17 protein-coding genes are annotated in these 24,473 nt (G+C 68.0%); 9 read left to right on the forward strand and 8 right to left on the reverse strand.

Annotated features, from left to right (window positions below; translation table 11 throughout):
- Complete coding sequence (locus SOM47_RS12320; RefSeq protein WP_320505737.1) at positions 1 to 885, forward strand: NAD-dependent epimerase/dehydratase family protein; 885 nt, start codon at positions 1 to 3, stop codon at positions 883 to 885.
- 57 nt (positions 886 to 942) lie between these two features.
- Here the strand turns inward: SOM47_RS12320 and SOM47_RS12325 are convergent, their stop codons facing one another.
- Positions 943 to 1,752 carry a TatD family hydrolase gene (locus SOM47_RS12325; protein WP_042612471.1) on the reverse strand — a complete coding sequence of 270 codons (810 nt, stop codon included), beginning with the start codon at positions 1,750 to 1,752 and terminating at the stop codon, positions 943 to 945.
- Between the two features lie 66 nt (positions 1,753 to 1,818).
- On the opposite strand from SOM47_RS12325, the gene hrpB reads away from it, so the two are divergent.
- Together hrpB and SOM47_RS12335 are read left to right on the forward strand one after the other, a co-directional pair.
- Positions 1,819 to 4,323, forward strand: coding sequence for an ATP-dependent helicase HrpB (gene hrpB / locus SOM47_RS12330; protein WP_320505738.1), 2,505 nt, complete (start codon positions 1,819 to 1,821; stop codon positions 4,321 to 4,323).
- Between the two features lie 127 nt (positions 4,324 to 4,450).
- Positions 4,451 to 4,852, forward strand: coding sequence for a hypothetical protein (locus SOM47_RS12335; RefSeq protein ID WP_042612440.1), 402 nt, complete (start codon positions 4,451 to 4,453; stop codon positions 4,850 to 4,852).
- A gap of 762 nt (positions 4,853 to 5,614) precedes the next feature.
- Here the strand turns inward: SOM47_RS12335 and SOM47_RS12340 are convergent.
- On the reverse strand, positions 5,615 to 6,154 hold the full coding sequence (locus SOM47_RS12340; RefSeq protein WP_320505739.1) for a pseudouridine synthase: 540 nt from the start codon (positions 6,152 to 6,154) through the stop codon (positions 5,615 to 5,617).
- A gap of 410 nt (positions 6,155 to 6,564) precedes the next feature.
- Between SOM47_RS12340 and SOM47_RS12345 the strand changes: the two genes are divergently transcribed.
- Positions 6,565 to 6,864, forward strand: a complete 300-nt coding sequence (locus tag SOM47_RS12345; RefSeq protein WP_320505740.1) for a hypothetical protein — start codon at positions 6,565 to 6,567, stop codon at positions 6,862 to 6,864.
- A gap of 28 nt (positions 6,865 to 6,892) precedes the next feature.
- Here the strand turns inward: SOM47_RS12345 and SOM47_RS12350 are convergent, their stop codons facing one another.
- A complete protein-coding gene (locus tag SOM47_RS12350; protein ID WP_320505741.1) occupies positions 6,893 to 7,759 on the reverse strand; it encodes a class I SAM-dependent methyltransferase in 867 nt (288 codons plus the stop codon).
- Between the two features lie 168 nt (positions 7,760 to 7,927).
- Between SOM47_RS12350 and SOM47_RS12355 the strand changes: the two genes are divergently transcribed.
- Positions 7,928 to 8,878 (forward strand): aldo/keto reductase, encoded by a 951-nt coding sequence (locus SOM47_RS12355; RefSeq protein ID WP_320505742.1) that lies wholly within the window; start codon positions 7,928 to 7,930, stop codon positions 8,876 to 8,878.
- A gap of 33 nt (positions 8,879 to 8,911) precedes the next feature.
- On the opposite strand, the gene SOM47_RS12360 is transcribed toward SOM47_RS12355, so the two are convergent.
- Positions 8,912 to 11,617, reverse strand: coding sequence for a hypothetical protein (locus tag SOM47_RS12360; RefSeq protein ID WP_320505743.1), 2,706 nt, complete (start codon positions 11,615 to 11,617; stop codon positions 8,912 to 8,914).
- Between the two features lie 355 nt (positions 11,618 to 11,972).
- Here SOM47_RS12360 and SOM47_RS12365 point away from each other — a divergent pair, with 355 nt between their 5' ends.
- Positions 11,973 to 14,069 (forward strand): methyl-accepting chemotaxis protein, encoded by a 2,097-nt coding sequence (locus SOM47_RS12365; protein WP_320505744.1) that lies wholly within the window; start codon positions 11,973 to 11,975, stop codon positions 14,067 to 14,069.
- A 171-nt stretch (positions 14,070 to 14,240) separates the two neighbouring features.
- Here the strand turns inward: SOM47_RS12365 and SOM47_RS12370 are convergent, their stop codons facing one another.
- Complete coding sequence (locus tag SOM47_RS12370) at positions 14,241 to 15,143, reverse strand: LysR substrate-binding domain-containing protein (RefSeq protein WP_320505745.1); 903 nt, start codon at positions 15,141 to 15,143, stop codon at positions 14,241 to 14,243.
- 106 nt (positions 15,144 to 15,249) lie between these two features.
- Between SOM47_RS12370 and SOM47_RS12375 the strand changes: the two genes are divergently transcribed.
- Positions 15,250 to 16,464, forward strand: coding sequence for an MFS transporter (locus SOM47_RS12375; RefSeq protein WP_320505746.1), 1,215 nt, complete (start codon positions 15,250 to 15,252; stop codon positions 16,462 to 16,464).
- Positions 16,465 to 16,558: 94 nt separating this feature from the next.
- Positions 16,559 to 17,362 carry a 2,5-didehydrogluconate reductase DkgB gene (gene dkgB / locus SOM47_RS12380; RefSeq protein WP_320505747.1) on the forward strand — a complete coding sequence of 268 codons (804 nt, stop codon included), beginning with the start codon at positions 16,559 to 16,561 and terminating at the stop codon, positions 17,360 to 17,362.
- 49 nt (positions 17,363 to 17,411) lie between these two features.
- Here the strand turns inward: dkgB and SOM47_RS12385 are convergent, their stop codons facing one another.
- The 3 genes from SOM47_RS12385 to mgtE form a co-directional block, all read right to left on the reverse strand.
- Positions 17,412 to 18,113 carry an alpha/beta fold hydrolase gene (locus tag SOM47_RS12385; RefSeq protein WP_320505748.1) on the reverse strand — a complete coding sequence of 234 codons (702 nt, stop codon included), beginning with the start codon at positions 18,111 to 18,113 and terminating at the stop codon, positions 17,412 to 17,414.
- Positions 18,114 to 18,220: 107 nt separating this feature from the next.
- Positions 18,221 to 20,935, reverse strand: a complete 2,715-nt coding sequence (locus SOM47_RS12390) for a bifunctional acetate--CoA ligase family protein/GNAT family N-acetyltransferase (protein ID WP_320505749.1) — start codon at positions 20,933 to 20,935, stop codon at positions 18,221 to 18,223.
- Positions 20,936 to 20,959: 24 nt separating this feature from the next.
- Entirely contained in the window at positions 20,960 to 22,330 is a 1,371-nt protein-coding gene (gene mgtE, locus SOM47_RS12395; protein ID WP_320505750.1) for a magnesium transporter, read from the reverse strand.
- A 330-nt stretch (positions 22,331 to 22,660) separates the two neighbouring features.
- On the opposite strand from mgtE, the gene SOM47_RS12400 reads away from it, so the two are divergent.
- On the forward strand, positions 22,661 to 24,454 hold the full coding sequence (locus tag SOM47_RS12400; protein ID WP_320505751.1) for a monovalent cation:proton antiporter-2 (CPA2) family protein: 1,794 nt from the start codon (positions 22,661 to 22,663) through the stop codon (positions 24,452 to 24,454).
- Positions 24,455 to 24,473 lie beyond the last annotated feature (19 nt).

Here is a 24,473-nt window from a genome sequence, read left to right on the forward strand (position 1 = left end):
GTGGGGGACCTTCCGAAGACCGTGCTGGTCCTCGGGCTTGGCTACAGTGGCCAGGCCGTAGCACGCTGCCTGCTCGCGCAGGGCGTGGAGGTGGCCGGCACCGTGCGCGATCCAGCCGCACACCGTGGCGATGCCCTGCTCAGACACTGCCTTGCCGCCGATCATCCGCTCGACGCGCCGCTGCTGGACATGCTGGCGCGTGCCGAGGCCGTGCTGTGCACGATCCCGCCCGATGCCGACGGCGACCCAGCGCTGCGCCTGCTGCGCGATGCACTTGCCAGCAGCACGTCACTGCGCTGGGTCGGGTATCTGTCCTCCACGGCGGTTTACGCGAGCCGGGATGGCGGCTGGATCGACGAGGCCTCGCTGGCCGACGGCACCACGCCGTCGGCGCTGCAGCGGCTTCACGCCGAACGGCAGTGGCAGGCGCTGGCCAGCGAACGTGGCATCGACTCGGCGGTATTCCGGCTGCCGGGTCTGTACGGGCGCGGTCGCAATGCGCTGGTCCAGTTGGCTGCCGGACGTGCACGCCACGTGGTGCGCCCGGGACTGGTCTTCAACCGCCTGCACGTGGAGGACCTGGCCGATGTGGTGATGGCGGCCCTGCAGCATCCACGGCCTGCCGGACGGTATCTGCCGGCCGATGACGAACCGGCGCCGCCGCAGGACGTGCTGGCCCATGCCGCGCAGCTGGGCGGCTATGCCCTGCCACCTCAGCAGCAGTGGGACGATCCGGCGGTCAGCCCTTCGCTGCGGCGCTTCTACGAGGGCAACAAGCGCATCGACAGCCGCGGCACGCGCGCGATGCTGCAGTGGCAGCCGCGCTTTCCGAGCTACCGCGAGGGGCTGCAGGATGCGTGGGACCAGGGGGATGGCAGGCGCTAGCGCCGCGCAGGAAGTGACGACCAACGGTCGTCACCCACCACGGCCAACCGTCGTTGGTCAGCCCGGCAGGCGGAAGAAGGCGCGCGCAGCCGCCGTGGTATTGGCCGCCGCGACGTCGGTCGCTTCACCGCGGTCGCGGGCCAGCTCTTCCACGATATGCGCCAGATGCATCGGCTCGTTGCGGCGGTCCTTGGGCATCGGCTTCAGCGAGCGCGGCAGCAGGTACGGCGCATCCGTTTCAATCATCAGGCGGTTGGCCGGGATGTGCTTGACCAGCTCGCGCAGGTGCGCGCCGCGGCGCTCGTCGCACAGCCATCCGGTGATGCCGATGTACCAGTCCTGGTCCAGGTAATCGAACATTTCCTGGCGTTCACCGGTAAAGCAATGCACCACCGCCGCGCCGATGCGGCCCTCGAAATTTTTCATCTGCGCCATGAAATCGGCATGCGCATCGCGCTGATGCAGGAACAGCGGCTTGCGCGCACCGTCGGCCGCAGTGACTTCAGAAGCGAGCTGCAGCTGCCGCTCGAACGCACGGTGCTGCGCCGGACGCGGGGAGAAGTCGCGGAAATAATCCAGCCCGCACTCGCCCACCGCCACCACTTCCGGGTGTGCATGCAGCGCGCGCATTTCCGCATCGCATTCGTCGGTGTATTCCGCCGCATGGTGCGGGTGCACGCCGGCGGTGGCATACAGGAAGCCGGGATGCTGGCGCGCCAGCTGCAGTGCCAACGGTGAATGTTCGCGGCTGGCGCCGGTGATCACCATCTGCGCCACGCCGGCCTCGCGCGCACGCGCCAGCACGGCATCGCGGTCGCGGTCGAAGGAGTCGTGGGTGAGGTTGGCGCCGATATCGATCAGTTGCATGGTCATCGCAGTGGGGAACGCCGGCTCATTGTACCTGCCGGCCCCATGGGCCCTTATCCTTGTGCGATGAGTACCCCGCACTTCCCGATTTCCGCGCTGCTGCCGCAGGTCCAGGACAGCCTCGACCTGCACCCGCGGCTGGTCCTGGAAGCCCCGCCCGGCGCCGGCAAGACCACCCAGGTGCCGTTGGCGCTCCTGCACGCGCCGTGGCTGGGCGGGCAGAAGATCATCGTGCTGGAACCCCGCCGGGTCGCCGCGCGCAGTGCCGCCCAGTTCATGGCACGGCAGCTGGGCGAGGAAGTCGGCGAAACCGTCGGCTACCGCATCCGCTTCGAAAACAAGGTGTCCGCACGCACCCGTGTGGAGGTGGTCACCGAGGGCATCCTGACCCGCATGCTGCAGGACGATCCGATGCTCGAGGGCATCGGTGCGATCGTGTTCGATGAGTTCCACGAGCGGCATCTCAGCGGCGATCTCGGTCTGGCGCTGGCGCTGGACGTGCAGGCGCAGCTGCGCGACGACCTGCGCCTGGTGGTGATGTCGGCCACGCTGGACGGCGAGCGACTGGCGCGCTTCCTTGATGCGCCGCGCCTGTCCAGCGAGGGCCGCAGTTTCCCGGTGGAGGTCTCGCACTTCCCCGCCCGCCGCGACGAAGCCCTCGAGCTGCAGGTGCGCCGCGCGGTGCAGCAGGCGCTGGCCACCCATCCCGGTGACGTGCTGGTGTTCCTGCCCGGACAACGCGAAATCCAGCGCGTGCTGGCCGGCCTGCAGGACACAGTGGACGCAGCCACCGAGGTGCTGCCGCTGCATGGCGAACTCCCCGTGGAACAGCAGGGCCGGGTGCTGCAGCCGGCGGCCGATGGACGCCGCCGCGTGGTGCTGGCCACCAACGTAGCCGAATCATCGGTCACCCTGCCCGGCGTGCGCGTGGTGATCGACAGCGGGCTGGCGCGTGAGCCGCAGTACGACCCCAACAGTGGCTTCACGCGGCTGGACGTGGTGAGCGTGGCCCAGGCATCGGCCGACCAGCGCGCCGGGCGTGCCGGCCGCGTGGCAGCAGGCTGGGCGTGGCGCCTGTGGCCGCAGTCGCAGCGGCTCGAACCGCAACGCCGGGCGGAAATCGAACAGGTTGAACTGACCGGGCTGGCCCTGGAACTGGCGGCATGGGGCAGCAGTGACCTGCGCTTCGTTGACGCGCCACCGGCCGGGCCGCTGGCCGCCGCGCGCGAGCTGCTGCAGCGGTTGGGTGCGTTGTCGCCCTCCCATGCGATCACCGCACAGGGCCGCCGGATGCTGGCGATCGGCACCCATCCCCGGCTTGCGGCAATGCTGCTCGCCGCAGGCACCGGCGCCGAGCAGGCGCTGGCGGCCGATATCGCCGCTTTGCTGGAGGCGCGGGACCCACTGCGCCAGGGCGGCAACGCACTGGCACCCCGCTGGCGCGCACTGGCCGCATTCCGCAATGGCCGGGCACCGCATGAGGCGAACCGCAGCGGGCTGGCCGCCATCGATGCCGCCGCCAGGGAGTGGCGGCGACGCCTGCGCTGCGACGCCGCGCCGCCGTCGAGCATCGAAGCGCACCAGGTGGGTGACCTGCTGGCGCATGCGTTCCCGGACCGCATCGCCTTCCGCCATCCGAACGATCCGCTGCGCTATCTGCTGGCCAATGGCCGCAGCGCGCGCCTGCACGAGTTGAGCGACCTGCGCGGCGAGCCGTGGCTGGTGGCCAGCGAACTGCGCTTCGAAGCACGCGATGGGCTGTTGCTGCGCGCCTCGCCGGTGGATGAGCAGTACCTGCGCCGCGTATTCGCTTCGCGTTTCGTCAGCGAAGACATCGTGCGCTGGGACGCCGAGCGCCGGGCGCTGGTGGCGCTGCGCGAAACCCGCTTCGAGCGCATCGTGTTCGACAGCCGCTCGGCCGGACGCGTCGATCCAGCGCATGCGGCTGCGGCCCTGACCGAGGCGGTGGCCGAACTCGGCCTGCAGGCCCTGCCATGGACCGAGGGCCTGCGGCAATGGCAGGCGCGGGTGGAAGCGCTGCGCCGCTGGATGCCGGAGCTCGGCTTGCCGGATGTCAGCGACGCGGCCCTGCTGGCCACGCGCACCGCGTGGCTGCAGCCTGCCTTCACCGGCAGGACGCGGCTGGATGCGCTGGACGAAGCCAGCTTCGGCGAGGCACTGAAGACCCCGTTGGAATGGTCGCAGCGGCAGCTGCTGGACCGCCATGCACCCACCCGCATCAGCGTGCCATCCGGGCTGGAGCGCACGATCAGCTACGCACTGGACAGCGAAACCGGCGAGCCGCTTCCACCGGTGCTGGCGGTGAAGCTGCAGGAACTGTTCGGGCTGGCGGACACGCCGCGCATTGCCGACAACCGCGTCGCACTTACCCTGCATCTGCTCTCGCCCGGCGGTCGCCCACTGCAGGTCACCCAGGACCTGCGCAATTTCTGGGCGAATACGTATGCCGAGGTAAAAAAGGAAATGAAGGGCCGTTATCCCCGCCATCCCTGGCCAGATGATCCATGGACGGCCACCGCGACCCACCGCGCCAAGCCGCGCGGGACCTAGGCAGCGTCTCTTTGCCAAGCCTATCCTGAACGGCTTCGGTAGAGTCACGCCGCGCGCCTGCTTGCCTGACATGCCGTTTACAGTGACCGCGCGACACTGGACTTCGACCCGAGGCAAAGGACCCCACATGAGCAGACTGACCGTAATCACCGATCGTGCACTGGAACGCGCGCTGGACCTGGCCCATAGCGCCGGCGATGGCATCAAGCACGCTGGCGGCAACCTGGGCGGCAGCCTGCGCCACTTCGGCCCCACCGCCGCCGACTGGCTGAAAACCGGCGCCGCACTGGGCGCGGTCAAGACCGGCGGCCGGATCGCGACCAAGGCCGCGCGCCGCAACCCGGCGGTGACCATCGCCGCTGCTGCCGTTGGCGTGGGCCTGCTGGGCTATGCGCTGTATCGCAAGCAGCAGAAGAAGAAGCTTGCTGGTGGTCATGTCGTCAACGGACAGGCAGAGCGCGTCGCGGCGCGCGATCGTCGTGCCAGCACGATCCAGGACGAACACAGCGATATCGGCAGCGACGCCTGAGTAGGTGGGCGGGTTGAATGCCCGCCCAGACCTGATCCTGCGTGGCAGGTGTGGAAGAGGGGCGCGGCGAGAGTCGCGCCCTTCGTCGTTTCCAGTGCAATGGTGTCGCCAATGACAATTGCGCCAGACCGGAAGCCGCGTGCATGTTCGGGCAACAAGCTCCCTCGCGCGCAGAAAGGCAACGCATGTTCGCAGCAACCACGAGCGGCGCTTTGGCCGCATCTCTCCCGCCTGGCCAGCCCACCGCACCGCCCAGCGCGAGCCGTTGCCCTGCTGTTGCGGCCAGGCCCTGTTCGGTTGAAAATGCACCGGTGGCGGACTTCGACCTGCGCCTGCTCGGCGCGCCCCGCCCAGCAACGTCGCTGCGCCCCTTGGGCCCGCCGCTGACGGCAGCGGATCTCTCCCTTGCCGGTTCAAAGGACATGCGTTACACCAGCATGGTGGATGCCATCCACAGGCCGTTGGTGCAGCAGATACACGCCACCTACGCCTTCGAGCCAATGCGCCTGGAAGTGTTCGGTCGCTGGGCGCACGCCAATCAGCACGCGCTGGGGCTGGACATCGGACCGCATGACAACGCCCTGCTGGCGGGGGCCAGACTGCTCGCCTGGTTGCCAGGCTCGGGAGAAGCGGCGCGCCAGTGCGCTCAGGCCTATGTCTTCATCCTGTACCACATGGCGGAGGATCTGGGCGATGACTATTCCGGCCTGTATGTGGAACCCATCGCACGGGCCCTCGGGCTGCGCACGCCCGCGCCAGCCCTCATGCCTCCTGCCGCCATTGCCCAGGCTGGAGTCCTTCAAGCTGATACGGGCCCATCGAGATGCGCACCAGCCGCAGCGTCGGCAGGCCTACGGCTGCCGTCATTCTCCTCACCTGGCGGTTGCGCCCTTCGCGCAACGTCACGGCCAGCCACGCATCGGGCACCGTCTTGCGGAAACGCACCGGCGGATCACGCGCCCACAGGGCAGGCGGATCGATCTGCTCGATTCCGGCAGGCAGGGTGGGCCCGTCGTTGAGCAGCACGCCACGGCGCAGCTGATCGAGCCTTTCCGGCGTCGGTTCGCCCTCCACCTGCACCCAGTAGGTTTTGTCCGCTTTGTGCCGTGGATCGGTCAGCCGGTGCGCCAGGCCACCGTCATCGGTGAGCAGCAGCAGCCCCTCGCTGTCATGGTCCAGCCGCCCCGCCGCATAGACCTGCGGCGGGAGGCCGAAACCGGACAGCGTGGGACGGGGCGGCACGCTGCGGTCAGTGAACTGGCACAGCACGTTGAAGGGTTTGTTGAACAGGATCAAGGACATGGTTGCAGTTTTCTGTCCTATTCGGGGATCTGACGCAGATGGCCATGGTGGACCGCGCGTCGGCGGGACAGGCTGGGGGAAAGCGGGTGTGCCAAGTCTGACGCATGCCGTGCCGTTCGTCACAGCAACAAGAAACATCAGGAGCACCCCATGCCCGCACCCGTCGCTGCAAACGGCCCGCCACCCCAGACCCAGACACCTCCACCGGCGCCAGCGCCCGGGGCCAGCACGTCGGCCATACCGGGACCAGGTCGCATCGGGAACCGCCCCCTGCACGTGCAGTCCATGTCCGCGCCCGCAGCCAGCAATGCCGGGCCAGGCAGCGGCGTCGCCGAGGCACGGGATGCGCATTACACAAACCTGATACGCGCCACCGCGATGAGGCCCATGGTCGCTGAGGTCACGTCGCCATGCCCTCTGCGCAGGGTCGTCTGGTGGCCTTCGGCGAATGGGTGATCCGCCATGCGGACGCGCTCGGCCAGCCCACCCTGGCACGGCGTACTCCCAACAGTGCGGCGCGCGGATTCATCGCCCAGCTGCCGTTGACAGGCCCTCCCGCCGAGCTGGCCGCCACCGGCTATGTCACCGTGTTGTTCAACACCGTTCTTCCGGACCCGGACAACTCAGACACGCATCCCGTCGTCTTACTGCGGAGCGCACTCTCCCAGGCCCCGAAACAGCCAGCGGAAGACGCCGGGGCGCCCCGCTGACCGCAGCAGACCCCCCGTGCGAAAGGGATCAGCGTGCCGCCTTGATGAAGCGCAGCGTCATCCGGTCACTTTCGCCGATGGCCCTGTACTTCGCCGCATCGGCCGCGTCGTGGTTGTTGGACGGCGGCAGCGTCCACACGCCGTTGGGATGATCCTTGGTATCACGCGGATTGGCGTTGACTTCACTGCTGCCATCCAGTGTGAACCCGGCCGCTTCGGCCATCGCGATCACCTGCTGCTCGCCGACATAGCCGGACCCGTCGTCGTCGCCGACATCGGCCTTGGCGCGATGTTCGACCACGCCCAGCACGCCGCCCGGCTTCAGCACGTCGTAAAAGCCCTTGAACATGCCCGGCGCCTGGCCGGACTTGCGCCAGTTGTGCACATTGCGGAAAGTCAGCACCACATCGGCCGAAGCGGGCTTGCCGAATACCGGCGCAGCGGGGTCGTAGGCCACTTGTTCGGCCTTGTCGAACTGCGCGGGCGAGGCGGCGAACTTCTTCTGCAGGCCATCGCGGCTGCGCTGCTGGTAATCGCGCCCACGCCCTTCCGGCACGGACGCCGGATCCACCACCGCGGCAATGTAGTGGCCCTGCTGGCGCACCAGCGGTGCCAGGATTTCCGAATACCAGCCATTGCCGGGAGTGATCTCGATGACCGTGCTGGTCGGGGTCAGCTTGAAGAACGAGAGCGTCTGTGCCGGATGACGGAAGCCGTCGCGGGTGACATTGGCCGGGTCGCGGTTTGCGGACTTGATCGCCGCCTCGATCGCCGGGCTGACCTGTACCTGCGACGCCGCGCTGGCGGCCACCGGCGAGCGGGCATACAGCGGCGATGCGGACAGCGCCGCTGCCACGGCGAGGCAACAGGCAGACACAGTGAGCAGGTTCTTCATGGCGGGCTCCCTTGGATGGTGGGCGCAGACTAGCAGCCCGCACCGCTTCGGTGTTCACAAAGCGTTAGCGCCGCGTGGCGCTCCGGAACACAGTTTTGCGGCCGGTGCCGCAGCAGCGTCATCTCCCTCCCCTTATGCTGCTGGCATGGCTATACAAGGAGACTCCGCATGACAGCAACCCGCGAACTCGGCCGTTCAGGCCTGCAGGTGCATCCCATCGCCTTCGGTGGCAATGTCTTCGGCTGGAGTGCGGACGAGAAAACCACCTTCGCCCTGCTCGACGCCTTTGTCGATGCCGGCTTCAACCTGGTCGATACCGCCGATGCCTATTCGGCGTGGGTCCCGGGCAACCAGGGCGGTGAATCGGAGACCCTGATCGGCAGATGGTTCGCACGTAGCGGCAAACGCGACAAGGTGGTCCTGGCCACCAAGGTGGCGAAGTGGTCGGAACAGCCCGGCCTGTCGGCAGACAACATCACCGCAGCGGTGGAAGGCTCGTTGCGTCGCCTGCAGACCGACGTCATCGACCTCTACCAGGCGCATGAGGATGACGAATCCACGCCGCTGGAAACGACGCTGGGGGCCTTCGCGCGGCTGGTCGAACAGGGCAAGGTCCGCGCCATCGGGGCCTCCAATTACAGTGCCGAGCGGCTGGCTGACGCGCTGAAAATATCGGCCGACTACCGGCTGCCGCGGTATGAAACGCTGCAGCCGGAATACAACCTCTACGACCGTTCCGCTTATGAGGCCGGCCTGGAGGCCTTGGTGCAGCGAGAGCAGCTTGGCGTGATCAGCTATTACTCGCTGGCCAGTGGTTTCCTGAGCGGGAAGTACCGCCGCAGCGAGGACGCGGTTAGGAGCCCCGCACGGGGCCAGGCCGTGGTGGCGAAGTACCTCAACCCGCGCGGCCACCGCATCCTCGGGGCACTGGATGACATTGCCGGCAAGCATGCCGCGACCGCGCCCCAGGTTGCGCTGGCCTGGCTGGTCGCGCGTCCTTCGATCACCGCGCCGATCGTCAGCGCCACCAGCGTCGAGCAGCTGCGCGAGATCCTGGCAGCGGCGACGTTGGCGCTGTCGGCGCAGGACATTGCCGAGCTGGACGAAGCCAGCGCCTAGCCGCACTGCCTGCACCCGCACGACGGGCTGTCCTCAGTGGGCTTGCTGCACGAAGCCATTGCCGTATAACAGCCAGGTCAGCTCTTCCGGCGTATAGGGCATCCCGGGCTGGATGCCATTGCTGCGTGCGAACAGCAGCGCAGCCGGGGGGTTGTCAGCTGCAAGCAACCAACGGAAAGGAGCGGGGCCTTGTCGGCTCAGCAACAGCACGCCGGATCCGGCTTCGTGGTCAACGTACTGGATGCGGTCACCGTGGAGGCGGAAGGTGGACGGCACCGGATGCTCGATTACCTCGACGTCCTGTCCCGGCGGCAATCCTGCCGGCTGCTCGGCGGGCGGATCCACCGACTGCCCGGTCGCGCCATCGCTGCGGTACACCTGGAAGCCGCTGCCGGACCGGTGCGCCGCAGCATCGCCACGTACTTCGCTGAGTCCATGTGCCCGCAGCACAACGCCCACTTCCTTCAGCGTACAGGGCTGGCCCGGCTGCAATCCCAGCGTGTGCAGGAATTCGCGTCCGACGCCGCGCTGGGCGTTGAGCCTGACTACGCCTGCATCAGCATCTGAGGGTGTGAATACCAGCGTATGCAGCAGTCCCTCCGCATCCACTGCGATGATCATGGCGTCCACCACACTGAAGCAGTTGCGCAACAAGCGATGGCCAGCAGCCGGGCGGCCGAACGTTATCGGTTCGAAGAACTGCGACCTGCGCTGCAGACGTGTCTTGGCGCTGCAGGGGCTGGCGCTCGCCATCGCTTCCTTGCGGACGAACAGACTCAATGACGCCGGCAGCCCGACAGGGACCGCGTCGCCTCCCGCATCCATCGCCGTCAGCGCATCCGCATCCGGATGGAAGCGCAAGCCGGAGACCCGCTCGATGCCGATCACCAGGTTCGCCAGGCTGTCGTCCTGCAAGGTGAAACCGGAGCCGGGGTCGTGGATGAGCAACCCCTGGGGACCTTGCTCGATTTCAAGCAGTCCAGCGTGGACGGGGGGCATGGCTTGCGCGCAAGCGCGGACGACGTAGGCCAGGAACAACCTTCGGAGACCGTCCAGCTGGATATGCTCGAGAAGTCGGAAGGTGTCCGGTTCAAGCAGCTGCGCCACGCTAGGCCGATGTCGCTGCAAGGCGTGGTCGGGCACCACCGAGATACTGGCCACCACATGGATTTCGTCGTCGCCCAGGACGACCGGAGCCTGCGGCGCCTGCCTGTCCAATTGGCCGAGCCCGCTGTATTTCCTGATTTCGGCCTGGCGCAGCGGGTTCGCATAGCGCTCGCGGATCGGCAACCCGACGATCCAGTCGTCCTGGCGTGCTACGGGATCGGTAGCTGTGTCGAACTGGGACTCGAAGAGAGGACGCGCCCGGTAGTGGACGCAGAACCGCGGCGTGGGCACGTCGAATCGTGCCTTCTTCACCTGCCTGGCTGCCTCGCCGACATGATGGAAACGAACGCAGGACGGAAACAGGCGTGCGGTGGGCATGGGCGATACATGCAGCACGGTGCCGCCGTGCGATGCGCGCCCCACCTTGGCCGTTCCTGGCGACGGCGACGGCGACGGCGGCGACGGCGGCCTGAGGGAGGCCTGGCCGCCGAAGAGCGGAGCAGTGGGTGGTTTTTCGGCCTTAGCCGGCATCACCGCGAACAACACCTCCTTGTTCGCATCGCCTGCAGCCGCGCCGCCCGCGCTGCTGCTTGCAGCAGCCGAGGCCGAGGCCGAAGCCGACCCCGCCGCCGCACCGGATTCGGCACCGCCACCGCTGCCACCCGCGGCGGCCCCTACACCGGCTACAACGCCCTTCGCCGGGCGGGCGCGCTGGACAGGTGAGGCAGGCTTGGCCAACGTGGGCCGGCGCCCCCCTTTCCCTGACACGGGCTTGGGCGGCGGCGGCTTCCCGGGTGGCCCGGCCTTGCCCTTGCCTGACTTGGCGAGGGCACCGGGAAGCAGCCAGCTACCGCTCATCGGCAGGCGCAGCTGCGCCTCGTCATCCCGACCCTTCCACGTCCCCAACCGGCTGCAATGGATTGGTCGCAGGACCGCAGGCTGCGGCACCGCCGCCAACGCGCGATCGCCGGTGGTTGTAGGGACAGCGGGGTGCTGCAGACCACCTGCGATGTTGAGCACGGCACGCAACTGGCGCAACCGATGCAGCAGCGCTCGACCGGCGGCCGAACCCACGGCTTCCACCGGCCGCTGCCGGGCCAGCTCGTACAGCACCGCGCAGCATGCGATCCCGATGACCAGATCCTGGTGCCCGCGGACGCTGCCAAGGCCGGAGGGAACCACGCCCTGGAGCGCCCGCCCCACTGCTTGACGCAGCGCGGCCGGCAGCACTGCACCAAGCGGCAGTCCCTGCAGGGCACACAGCAGGTTGCCACGCGCCGCATCGGACAGGGCGCAGAAACACTGCCATGTGGTCCATGGAAAGGAGAGGCCCGGCGATACCTGCTCAGCCACGGCCAGCAGCCGCGAGAAGCCGATCGCGGCCCCCCAGCCGATCATCTCGCAGCATGCGCCATCGATGATCGCGCCGGCTTCACGGACGAGAGGCCGCCTGCGCCCCGCCCCAGGCTCGCAGGGCGACGGCAGCGGCCGGTTGCGAACTAGCGGACGCAGGTTGCCGGGCAGCAATGGCGACACGAAGTCGGCCAGCATGCGGGCCACGTTCAAGGAACCGGGCGTGCCGCACGCCGTCGACGTTGTCGGGTCGGACGCCGGCACGGCCGCGGCAATCATGTCCTGCCAGCCCCGTTCCCACCAAAGGCGGCTGCGGCTGCGGCTGCGGAAAGGTGATGGAGAGGCGTCATCGTGGCAAGGGAGAGGCTGCTGCGTTGCACGCAATGGCAGCGGCGGGCGGATGGGACGAGGCGTGGAAGAACCTGACTTTAGTGTGCGGAGGCCGTTCTACGCGCACTTTCGAATATCTTGCATGGCGAGCCCATACGCTGCGCATCGTTCCAATGTTGGCCAATAGCGGGAATCACACAGCTTTCACGTCGTTGAATGGAACGATAACCGTGACGCGCTTCGCACTTAAGCATTGAAGGACGCACCCGATAAGGAAGTCTCCCCTTCCCGGAACCATGCGCTCATGCGGAACGCCTCGCCCGCTTCTCCCCCACCTGCTCGTGGCATCCAGTTCAAACTCATCGGCGCCACCTCGCTCGGCGTGCTGTTGCTGGTGGCCAGCGCCTTGGCCGGCCTGGCGTCGGCCTGGTTCGACCTGGGTGCGGCGATGCCGGCGTCCTATGCGGTCAGCCGCGATGCCGAACAGCTGCAACGGGAGTTCCGCCTGCAGGTGCAGGAGTGGAAGAACCTGCTGCTGCGGGGCGCCGATGATGCGCTGCGCGAAAAGCACGCAGCCGCCTTGACCGAAGAGGGACGCAAGGTAGCGGAACTGGCTGCCAGGGTCGGCCGTGCCGAGGATGGCCGGACGCGTGAGCTGGTCGCAGCGTTCATGACCGACCAGGCCGCGCTGCAGCGTGACTACCAGACTGCGCTGCAGGCCTATATCGCATCGGGTTACGACCCGGCCGCCGGCGATGCGCCGGTGCGCGGACGCGACCGCCCGCTGGCCCAGGCGCTGGATGGCCTGGCCGCGCATACCGCGCAGGTCGCGGATGCGGCCATCTCGCGCCGCTCAAGCCATGCACGCGAACTGCTGGTGACCAGTGCCGTAGTGACGGTCATCACCGCCGTGCTGCTGTTGCTTGCGCTGTCATGGTGGCTGCGCCGCGCTGTCGTGCGGCCGGTGGTGGCGGTGGAAGCCGCTGCGCGCGCCGTGGCCGCCGGCGACCTGGAGTACCGCGTGCAGGTGCAAGGGCGGGATGAGATCGGCCGCCTGGCCAAGGCCATGCAGGACGTGCAGGGAACGCTGCGCGGTGTGCTGGCGGCACAGGCGGAGATGGCCCGCACCCACGAAGCGGGTCAGATCAGCCACCGCATGGACGCCGATGCCTTCCCCGGTGCCTACGGGCGGATGGTGGCCGACTGCAATGCCTTGGTCGCAGCGCACATACAGGTGAAGATGCGTGCCATCGCCGTCATGGGCCGTTACGCAGTCGGTGATCTTTCCGAAGACATGGACCGCCTGCCGGGCGAGAAGCGCGTCATCACCGATGCGCTGGATGCCGCCAAGGCCAACCTTGGTGCGATCAACGCCGAGATCAAGCAGCTTGCAGCTGCTGCGGCTGCCGGTGATTTCAGTCGTCGCGGCGACGTGGCACGCTTCCAGTTCGACTTCGCTGACATGGTAGGTGGCCTCAACCGGTTGATGCAGGTCACCGACGGCAACCTGGCACAAGTGTCGAGCATGCTGCGCGCGATCGCCGATGGCGACCTGCGTGCGCGCATGGAAGGTGAATTCCATGGCGTGTTCGCGCGTATCGCCGGCGACGCCAATACCACGGCGGCGCAACTGGCGACGATCGTCGCCGACATCAAGCAGGTGGCCGGCGGCGTCCGCGAAGCCGCGATGGAGATCGCCAGCGGCAACAGCGACCTGTCCCAGCGCACCGAACAGCAGGCCGCCAACCTGGAAGAAACCGCCGCTTCGATGGAGGAGCTTACCTCCACCGTGCGCCAGAACGCAGAGCATGCACGCACCGCCAACGACCTGGCCCACAGCGCGGCGAGCGTGGCATCGCAGGGCGGCGAGGTGGTGCGCCAGGTGGTGGCGACAATGGGCGGTATCGAAACGTCTTCGCGGCGCATCGCCGACATCATCACGGTGATCGACGGCATCGCCTTCCAGACCAACATCCTGGCCCTGAACGCGGCCGTGGAAGCCGCGCGCGCAGGCGACCAGGGCCGCGGCTTCGCCGTGGTGGCCAGTGAAGTGCGCACGCTCGCACAGCGTTCGGCGGCGGCTGCAAAGGAGATCAAGGGGCTGATCGATGAATCGGTGGAGAAGGTGGCCGATGGCTCCGCGCTGGTACGTCAGGCGGGCAGCACGATGGGCGAGATCGTTGCCTCGGTGCAGCGCGTGACCGACATCATGGCCGAGATCTCCGCCGCTTCGCAGGAACAGAGCGCAGGCATCGAACAGGTCAACCAGACCGTGGTGCAGATGGATGGCGCCACCCAGCAGAATGCCGCGCTGGTGGAAGAAGCCTCTGCTGCCGCGCGCAGCATGGAACAGCAGGCCGCCCGCTTGGTCGAATCTGTGGGCGTGTTCACCCTGGCCTGAAGGCCTGCCCCGTGGTGGGTGACGACCGCTGCTATCGGTGGGTGACGACCGTTGGTCGTCACGCGTTGCGTTCTGCCGCTGCGCTCGCCGAGCATGGCTCGGCGCTACCTGCTCCGGTAGTGACGGCTGCTGCTGTTGGTGGGTGACGACCGCGGGTCGTCACGATCCGGCCTACACCACGAAAGGCTCGCGCTGCATGCCTTCGGCCAACACATCCACGAAGGAACGCACGCGCGCCGACACGGCCGTGTTGCGGTAGTACACCGCGTGGATCGGCTGGTAGACATCCAGGGTCTGCGCAGCCAGCACCGGCACCAGCGCACCGCTGGCCCGGTCACCGTGGGTCAGGAAATCGGACAGGCAGGTGATGCCCACCCCTTCCACTGCCAGCCGGCGCAGGGTTTCGCCGCTGGACGCCGCGATGTCCGGGTGTATCCGCAGCTGCCCGTCGTCGTCACCGGGCAGCGGCCAGCGGTTAAGCGATTCGGGCTCATTGAAGCTCAGCAGCGTGTGCGCCGACAAGGCAGCGATGCCGTCCGGCGTACCGTGCTGGCGCAGGTAGTCCGGGCTGGCCACCAGCTGCAGGCGGCAGCGGCCCAGCAGGCGTGCATGCAGGGTGGAATCGGCCAGCGGACCGATGCGGATGGCCAGGTCGGTGCGCCGCTCCAGCAGGTCGATGTAGCGCTCGGAGCTGTTCACTTCCAGCGCCACCTCCGGGAACTGCTGCCGATAGCGCGCCACCAGCGGGGCGATCACATGCAGCACGAACGGCATCGCCGCATCGACGCGCAGGCGACCGGCCGGGCGTTGACGACGCAGCGCCATCTGTTCTTCCGCGGTCTCCACTGCCTCCACGATCTGCCGCGCCTGGCGGACGAACGCCTCGCCTTCGGCAGTCAGGTGCAGGCGGCGGGTGGTGCGGGTCAGCAGCGTGGTGCCCAGCTTTTCTTCCAGCCGGCCCAGGGCCCGGCTGACCCCTGAGGGGGTCTGGCCCAGTTGTTCGGCCGCCGCGCTGATGGTGCCGCTGTCGATGACGGCCAGCAGCGCCTGCATTTCGTCCAGGGTGATTTTCATGGCTGCATTATTGACCACCAGGCAAGAGTGATTGGCGTGAAGGCTGGTTTTTCAGCAAAGGTCAGCGGCGCAGACTGCGCTCCTTCCTTTCCTGCCGGACCCTGTCATGACCCGTGGCATTCCTCTCGCCCTGTTGGCGTTGACCCTCGGTGCCTTCGCCATCGGCACCACAGAGTTCGTCATCGTCGGGCTGCTTCCCACCATCGCCGCCGACCTGCAGGTCAGCCTGCCCTCCGCTGGCCTGCTGGTCTCCCTGTACGCCCTTGCCGTGGCGGTGGGCGCACCGGTGCTGACCGCGCTGACCGGGCGCGTGCCGCGCAAGACCCTGCTGGTGGCGCTGATGCTGGTGTTCACCATCGGCAACCTGGTCGCCTTCCTGGCCCCTGGCTACAACGCGCTGATCGTCGCACGGATCCTGACCGGCCTGGCCCATGGCGTGTTCTTCTCCATTGGTTCGATCATCGCCACCTCGGTGGTGCCGAAGGAAAAGGCCGCCAGCGCGATCGCCATCATGTTCACCGGCCTGACCGTCGCGCTGGTGACCGGCGTGCCGCTGGGCACCTTCATCGGCCAGCACCTGGGCTGGCGCGCAACCTTCCTGGCGGTGTCCGGGCTGGGCGTGGTGGCGCTGCTGGGCAGCCTGGCCTTCGTACCGCGCAACCTGGCGCAGAGCGCGCCGGCCACCTTCCGCCAGCAGCTCGGCGTGCTGGCGCAGCCGCGGCTGTTGATGGTGTATGCGATGACCGCGCTGGGCTACGGCGGCACCTTCCTGTCCTTCACCTACCTTGCGCCGATCCTGCAGGAGGTCACCGGTTTGTCCGCCAATGCGGTCAGCGGCATGCTGCTGGTATATGGCATCTCGGTGGCGTTCGGCAACGTGTGGGGCGGCCGCCTGGCCGACCGGCTCGGGCCGATCCCCGCACTGAAGCGGATCTTCGCGCTGCTGGCGCTGGTGCTGCTGGTGCTGACCTTTACCGCCTACAACACCTGGCTGGTGCTGCTGACGGTGCTGGCGCTGGGCGCGGTGGCCTTCGGCAACGTACCCGGCCTGCAGGTCTATGTGGTCAAGCAGGCGCAGCGCCATGCACCGCAGGCAACGGACGTGGCATCGGGACTGAACATCGCCGCGTTCAACATCGGCATCGCCCTCGGCGCCTCGCTGGGTGGGCTGGTGGTCGAACACATCGGCCTGATGCACACCCCATGGCTGGGCGCGCTGGTGGTGGTGGGTGCCTTCGCCCTTACCGCGCTGAGTGGCCGGCTGGACCGCCGCGATGGCATCGACGACCGCGCCGAAGGCATCAGCGTGGCGGCGCATTGATGCCTCCGCTGGCGCACGGGGTCGCCACGCCGCGTTGCCCGCATGCATACGTTCCCTGCCCTACCCTCTGTCCGTCCCCCACTGGAGTATCCCCATGACCGTTCCTGCTTTTGGCCTTGGTACGTTCCGCCTGAAAGAACAGGCGGTGATCGATTCGGTACGCAACGCGCTCGACGTCGGCTACCGCGCCATCGATACCGCGCAGATCTACGGCAACGAAGCCGAGGTCGGCAAGGCGATCGCCGAATCCGGCGTGCCACGCGATGACATCCATCTCACCACCAAGATCTGGATCAGCGAATTCAAGCGCGATGCGCTGCTGGCCAGCCTGCAGGGCAGCCTGGAGAAACTGCGCACCGACCGCGTCGAGCTGACCCTGATCCACTGGCCGTCGCCGGATGATGCGGTGCCGATGGAGGAGTACCTGTCGGCCTTGGCCGAGGCCAAGGCGCAGGGTCTTACGCGCGAGATCGGCATCTCCAACTTCACCATCGCCCAGACCCGCCGCGCGATCGGCATCCTGGGCGCGACTGAAATCGCCACCAACCAGGTGGAGATCCATCCGTACCTGCAGAACCGCCTGCTGGTGCCGTTCCTGCAGGAACAGGGCATCCACATCACCGCGTACATGAGCCTGGCCTACGGCGAGGTGATCAAGGATCCGGTGATCCAGGCGATCGCCGGCCGCCACCAGGCCACCCCGGCGCAGGTCGCGCTGGCCTGGGCACTGCAGCAGGGCTTGGCGGTCATTCCCTCTTCCACCCGGCGCGAGAACCTGGCCAGCAACCTGGAAGCGGCCCGCCTGCGCCTGACCGACGAAGACCTCGCCCAGATCGCCACGCTCGATCGCGGCCATCGACTGGCCAACCCGGACGGCATCGCCCCCGCCTGGGATTGACGGACCCGGGGTAGCGCCGAGCCATGCTCGGCGGAGTGCCGCCGCAGGATCAATCCCTCAACAACCATCCGCGCATCGCCGCACTGACCTCTGCCGGCTTTTCCATCGGTGACAGGTGCCCGCAGTCGGGCACCACCACCAGCATGGCGTGCGGCGCCAGCGCCTGCATCTCCTGGCTTATCGGCAGCGGCGTGATGCGATCGTTCTCACCGCAGACGATCAGCATCGGGTCGCGGTAGGCCGCAAGTACCGCATGGCCATCCTCGCGGTCCAGTCCACTTTGCCGCAGGAACACCTCGGCACCGAGCCGTGCGGTCATCTCGCGCACGCGCTGTACCAGTTCGTGATCGTCCAACCGCGAAGCGTCGATATAACTGCGCATCAGCGTGTCGCCGAAGCCGTGGAACCGGCCGGGCAGCCGGACGCTGGCGATCTGCGTGGCGCGCTGTGCGGCACGCTGCGGCGAATCGGCGTGGATGGAGGTATCGATCAGGGCCAGCCGCAGCACGCGCTGCGGTGCGGTGCGCAGGATCTGCTGGGCCACGAAGCCGCCCAGTGAGAAACCGGCCAGCGCGAAGCGGGGCGGCGCCTGCGCCAGCACGGCATCGGCCACCGCCTGCATCGTGTCGCCAGCGGTAAGGTCACCGACGGTCGGATCGGCGATATCGGCCAGGTCGGCCAGTTGGCCGCGCCACAACTCGGCATCGTTGAGCAGGCCGGGAAGCAGCAGCAGGGGAATGCGTTCTTTCATGCTGCCATTGTAAGAGGGCGACAGGTAGCGCCGAGCCATGCCCGGCGAGCGCAGCGGCAGGGCTCAAGCCTGACGGCCAGCGGCCGTCACTACCAAGCGCGGCGGGATCATTCCAGCAGCTGCGCGGCCACCTGCTGCACCGGCAGGCTCACCATCATCACCGTCGAATCATCCGGATCCAACCGGGTGCTGAAGCCCAGGCTCTGGCACATCGCGATCATCGTGCTGTTCTCGCGCAGTACCTGCCCTTCCACCACGTCCAGCCCCAGCCATTTCGCGTACTCGATCATGATCGTCATCAGCCGCCAGCCGATGCCGTGGCCCTTCAGGTCCGAACGGATCAGGATGCCGTACTCGCCGCGATGGTAGTCGGCGTCTGCATGCAGGCGGACGGCACCCAGCATGTCACCGCTGCGCGGATCGATCGCCACCAGCGCGATGGAGCGCGCGTAGTCCAGCTGGGTCAGGCGGGCAATGAACTCGTGGCTGAAATGCTTGACCGACTGGAAGAAGCGCAGGCGCAGGTCTTCATCGCTGACGCGGGCGAAGAACGCGCGGAACAGCGCGTCGTCTTCCGGCCGCACCGGCCGCACGAAGGCGTTGCTGCCATCGGACAGCTGCAACGTACGCTCCCACTCCTTCGGATACGGAAATACCGCGAAACGCGGGTGGCCGCGGCCTTTGTGCAGGATGCGCGAGGGCGCGATGGCGACCCGCGCATCCAGCGCCAGGATGCCGTCCCGATCGGCCAACAGCGGATTGATGTCCAGCGTACGTACTTCGGGAATGTCGGCCGCCAGCTGCGCCAGCTTGACCAGCACCAGGGCGACGGCGCGCTCATCGGCGGCCGGGAAATCGCTGTACGGCTTGAGGATGCGCGAGACCCGGGTGCGGCCGATCAGCTCGTGCGCCAACCGCAGGTCCAGCGGTGGCAATGCCAGCGCCTTGTCGTTGATCACTTCCACTGCGGTGCCGCCACGGCCGAACACGATCACCGGGCCGAACGTCGCGTCATCGGCGATACCGGCGATCAACTCGCGCGACTTCGGCCGCACGATGGTCGGCTGCACCAGCAGGCCATCGATGCGCGCATCGGGGCGCAGTTCGCGCGCACGCGCCAGGATGCTGGTGGCTGCTGCCTGTACCGCTGCCAGCGTGGACAGGTTGAGGCGCACGCCGTCCACTTCGGATTTGTGCGGGATGTCCGGCGAGAGGATCTTCAGCGCCACGCTGGCGCCCTGTTCCAGCAGCGGCTGGGCCAGGTCCATCGCTTCATGCGCGTCGCGGGCATGCAGCACCGGCGCCGAAGGAATGCCGTACGCCTTCAGCAGCGCATGCGTGGCCAGCGGGTCCAGCCAACGCTGGCCGGCCGCCAGGGCCGCGTCGACGATCGCGCGCGCGGCCCCTGCGTCGACCACGAAATCCTGTGGCAGGCTGGGCGGGGTCTCCATCAGTGCGCTCTGCGCATCGCGGTAGCGGACCAGGTGCTGGAAGCCACGCACTGCTTCGGCTTCGGTGGGGTAGGTCGGCACGCGCGCGGCGTTGAGGGTTGCCGTTGCGCGCTCGTCGTTGCCCAGCCACACCGCGAACACCGGCTTGTCACGCTGGTGCCGCGGACGCAGGCCCAGGGTGCGGGTGAGCGCCTGCGCCGCATCTGCGGAGGACGTGAAAGCGGTCGGCACGTTGACCACCAGCAGCGCGTCGTTTTCGTTGTCAGCCAGCAGCGCTTCGATGGCGGCGGCATAGCGCTCGCCATCGGCGTCGACCACGATGTCCACCGGATTGGAACGTGACCAGCCCTGCGGCAACACCGCATCGAGCTGCTGCACGGTGCTCTCCGACAGCGTGGCAAGGGTGCCGCGCAGCGCCGCCAGCTGGTCCACCGCCAGCCGCCCGACGCCGCCGCCGTTGCTGAGGATGGCCAGCCTGCGTCCCGGGAAAGAGCCCAGCCGCCCCAGTGTTTCGGCAGCGGTGAACAGCTCGTCCAGCGCGCTCACGCGCAGCAGGCCGGCGCGGTTGAACGCCGCACCGTAGACATCATCGGCGCGCGCCAGCGCCTGCACGTGGGTATCGTTGCCCGGCATGATGCGCTCGGCCCGGCCGGACTTGACCACCATCACCGGCTTTGAGCGCGCGGCGGCACGTGCGGCCGACATGAACTTGCGCGCATCCTTGATCTGTTCCACGTACAACAGGATGGCGCGCGTGCGGTAGTCGGTGGCGAAGTAGTCCAGCAGATCGCCGAAGTCCACGTCCATCGTGTCGCCCAGCGACACCACCGCCGAGAAGCCCACCGAACGCGCGACGCCCCATTCCACCAGCGCGGCGGCGATCGCGCTGGACTCGGAAATCAGCGCCAGGTCGCCTGCCTGGGGAACGTGGGCGGCAATGCTGGCATTCAAACGCGCATGCGGGGCGATGACGCCCAGGCAATGCGGCCCGAGGATGCGCAGGCCCTTGCCGCGGGCACTGGCTTCCACCTGCGCGGCCAGCGAGCCGGGCCCCTCGCCCAGGTGCGCGGTGAGGATGATCGCCGCCGCCACGCCCAGCGCGGCGGCATCGGCGATCACCTGCGGCACGATGCTGGCCGGGGCGGTCACCACCACCAGCTCCGGTACCCAGTCCAGGTCCTTGAGCCGCTTGATGGTGCGGGTGCCATCGATCTCCGCGTGGCGCGGATTGACCCAGGCGACCTTGCCGGCGAATCCCGCCCCGCGCAGGTTGCGCATCACCGCCCGACCGGCCGAGCGATCACGCGGACTGCCGCCGATCACGGCGACCGACTGCGGGCGGAACACGGACTGCAGGTTGTAAGTGCTCATGCCGCTAGTAGAGCAAAAAAGGGGTTACAGCAGGGTGCCGTGGAGGATGCTGGCGGCGATGCTGAAGTAGATCACCAGGCCGGTCACATCGACCAGAGTGGCCACGAATGGGGCCGAGGCACTGGCCGGGTCGAAGCCGAGGCGCTTGAGCGCGAACGGCAGCATCGATCCGGACAGCGACCCGAAGGTGACGATGCCGACCAGTGCGGCCGCCACGGTGAGCGCCAGCAGCAGCCAGTGTTCGCCGTAATCGTGCAGGCCGCCCAGCTGCCAGATGACGATGCGGGTCATCGCCAGGCTGCCCAGGATCGTGCCCAGCACGATGCCGGTCGGCAGTTCGCGCAGGGCGACCCTCCACCAGTCACGCAGCCGCAGTTCGCGCAGTGCCAGGCTGCGGATCAGCAACGAGGTGGCCTGCGAACCGGAGTTGCCGCCGGAGCTCATGATCAGCGGGATGAACAGGGTCAGCACCACCGCGCGCGCCAGCTCATCTTCGTAATGCTGCATCGCACTGGCAGTCAGCATCTCACCGAGGAACAGCACGCTCAGCCAGCCACCGCGCTTGCGCAGCATTTCCAGGAAGCTGATCTGCATGTAGGGCTTTTCCAGCGCTTCCATGCCGCCGAACTTGTGCGCGTCTTCGGTGGATTCCTCGATCAACGCGTCCAGGATGTCATCCACGGTGACGATGCCGAGCATCTGCATGCCGGCATCCACCACCGGGATCGCCAGCAGGTCGTGGCGGCGGATCAGCTGCGCCACTTCTTCCTGGTCCATCGCCACGTCCACCGTCACCGGTGCGTTGACCTGCGCCACGTCCAGGATCGATGCGTCAGGCAGGCCGGTGATCAGCCGGCGCATGGTCACCACCTGGCGCAACTGGCGGCTGGTCGGGTCGAGCACGTAGATGGCATAGACGGTCTCGCGCGTGCGCTCCACTTCGCGGATGTGCTGCAGGGTCTGGCCCACCGTCCAGTTGGCCGGCACGCTGACGAACTCGGTGGTCATCAATGCGCCGGCAGTATCCGGCGGATAGCTGAGCAGGGTCTGGATGACCTGGCGCGCCTCGGCGCCGATCAGCGGCACCAGCCGCGCGCGCTCGTCCTGGTCCAGTTCGTGGACGATATCGGTGGCGCGGTCGTCAGCCATCAGCCCCAGCAGCGCGGCCGCCCGCGCCGGCGGCAAGGCCGCCACCAGCGCGCCGGCACGCTGCAGTTCGGGCGCTTCAAGCAGCTTCACCGCACGCGGCAGCGGCAGTGCGGCAAGCAGGTCGACCGCCGCGGCGATGGGCAGCGGGTTGAGGTATTCCACCGCGTCGGCGGTGTTGAAGTTGGCCAGCGGTGCGGCCGTGGTGGCGGCGTCGGTGGCGGGACGCAGCATCTGCTTCTGGTTCATCGTGGTTCGCCTTTCGTCGTTGCAGCTGCAACGCCAACGCAGGCGAACCGTCCCTGTCAGGCGGTCGCCGTCGCTGGCGTCGAACGAGGTCGACTTCTACTGTCGCTGGACATGGGGGTTGGATTCCGGAAGGGTGGTGCCAGCGGGCAGGCCGTGGCGGGGGGCAGGATGAACCCGTGGGCAGCATGGGTCAACCCCGGTGTGGCGGCCGGGTTTGGCGTGGCTCAGCTGCACCACCGTGCGGGCGGCGGCGGGCGGCGCATAATGTCGCGCAAGGGCCGGCCGTCACCCGGCGTGCCCTTCCTCCTGCGGCCATGACCTCGACTTCCCATGCATAGCGGCGTGCTCGAACTTGCCCTGGTCCTGCTGCTTGCGGCCGTCATCGCGGTGCCGGTGTTTCGCCGGCTGGGCTTCGGCGCAGTGCTTGGTTACCTGGCCGCCGGCGTGGTGCTGGGGCCGGATGGGCTGGGCTTCGTGCAGGATACGGACCGGATCCTGGGCGCGGCCGAAATCGGCGTGGTGATGCTGCTGTTCGTGATCGGGCTGGAGCTGTCGCCATCGCGCTTGAAGGTGATGCGGCGTTCGGTGTTCGGTGCCGGGGCGCTGCAGGTGGCGACCTGCGCGCTGGTGCTGGGCGGCCTGTTGATGCTGGATCATTTCCACTGGAAGAGCGCGCTGGTGGTCGGTGTGGCGCTGGCGCTGTCCTCCACCGCGGTGGGCCTGCAGCTGCTGTCCGAACACAAGGCGCTCAACAGCGATCATGGCCGGCTGGCGTTCGCGATCCTGCTGTTCCAGGACCTGATCGCCATCCCGCTGCTGGCCGCCATTCCACTGCTGGGGGGTGCGCGCAACCAGACCCTGCACTGGCAGGACGTGGCGGTGGCCGTCGGCGCACTGGCGGTGGTGATCCTGTGTGGCCGGCCGCTGCTGCGCCGCGTGTTCGGCATGGTCGCGCGCACGCGCAGCCCGGAAATGTTCACCGCCACCGCCCTGCTGGTGGTGCTGGGCACCGCCTGGTTCCTGCAGGAGGCCGGCCTGAGCCCCAGCCTGGGCGCGTTCCTGGCCGGTGTGCTGTTGTCCGATTCGGAGTTCCGGCATGAACTGGAAGCGCAGATCGAACCCTTCAAGGGCTTGTTCCTGGGCCTGTTCTTCATCGCCGTGGGCATGGGCATCGACCTGGACCGCATCGCCGCCGAACCGGGCATGATCGCCGCCGGCGTGGGCGTGCTGCTGGTGGTGAAGTTCGGCCTGTTGTATGCGATTGGACGGCTGGCCCGGCTCGGCGCGCGCCAGGCACTGATGCTGGGCAGCGTGCTGTGGCTGGGCGGTGAGTTCGCCTTCGTGGTGTTCAACGAAGCCCAGCGTGCGCTGCTGCTGGGCAGTGCCAACCATGACCGGCTGGTGGCCATCGTCGGCCTGTCGATGGGGCTGACCCCGCTGCTGCTGATCGCACTGCTGCGGCTGATCGGCCGCGAGACCGTGGCCAAGCCCGACGCCGCCCCGGCCGATGAGGTGAACCCGGACCAGCGTCCGAAGGTGCTGATCGCCGGGGTGGGGCGCTTCGGCCAGGTGGTGGCGCGACTGCTGACCGCGCAGAAAGTGCCGTTCGTCGCGCTGGAGGTCAATCCGGATACCGTGGCCGACCTGCGCCGCTTCGGCAACCAGCTGTACTACGGCGATCCGACCCGGCCGGAGATGCTGCGTGCGGCCGGCGGGGCGGAGATCGCGGTGTTCGTGGTGACCATGGATGATCCGGAAACCAACCTGCGCGCGACGCGGATGATCCGGCGGTTGTATCCGGACGCGCGGGTGCTGGCGCGGGCACGCAACCGCCAGCATGCGTGGCGGCTGATGGACATGGGGGCCGAGCCGTTCCGCGAGGTGTTCGGCACCAGCCTGGAACTCAGCGAACAGGTGCTGAAGCTGCTGGGGGTGTCCGAGGAGACGGCCCGCCGGCATGTGCAGCGGTTCCGCGAACATGATGAGAAGCTGCTGCGCGATCAATACCTGGTGTATGACGACGAGGCGGCAGTGATCCAGACCTCGCGCGATGCACGCAATGACCTGATGCACCTGTTTGAAGCGGATGCGGGAAGCGGAAAGGACGCGCCGCCGGAGCGGTAGCCGAAGAGCGTGACGACCA

The organism is Stenotrophomonas sp. CFBP8980 (assembly GCF_034046095.1).
GTDB lineage: Bacteria > Pseudomonadota > Gammaproteobacteria > Xanthomonadales > Xanthomonadaceae > Stenotrophomonas > Stenotrophomonas lacuserhaii.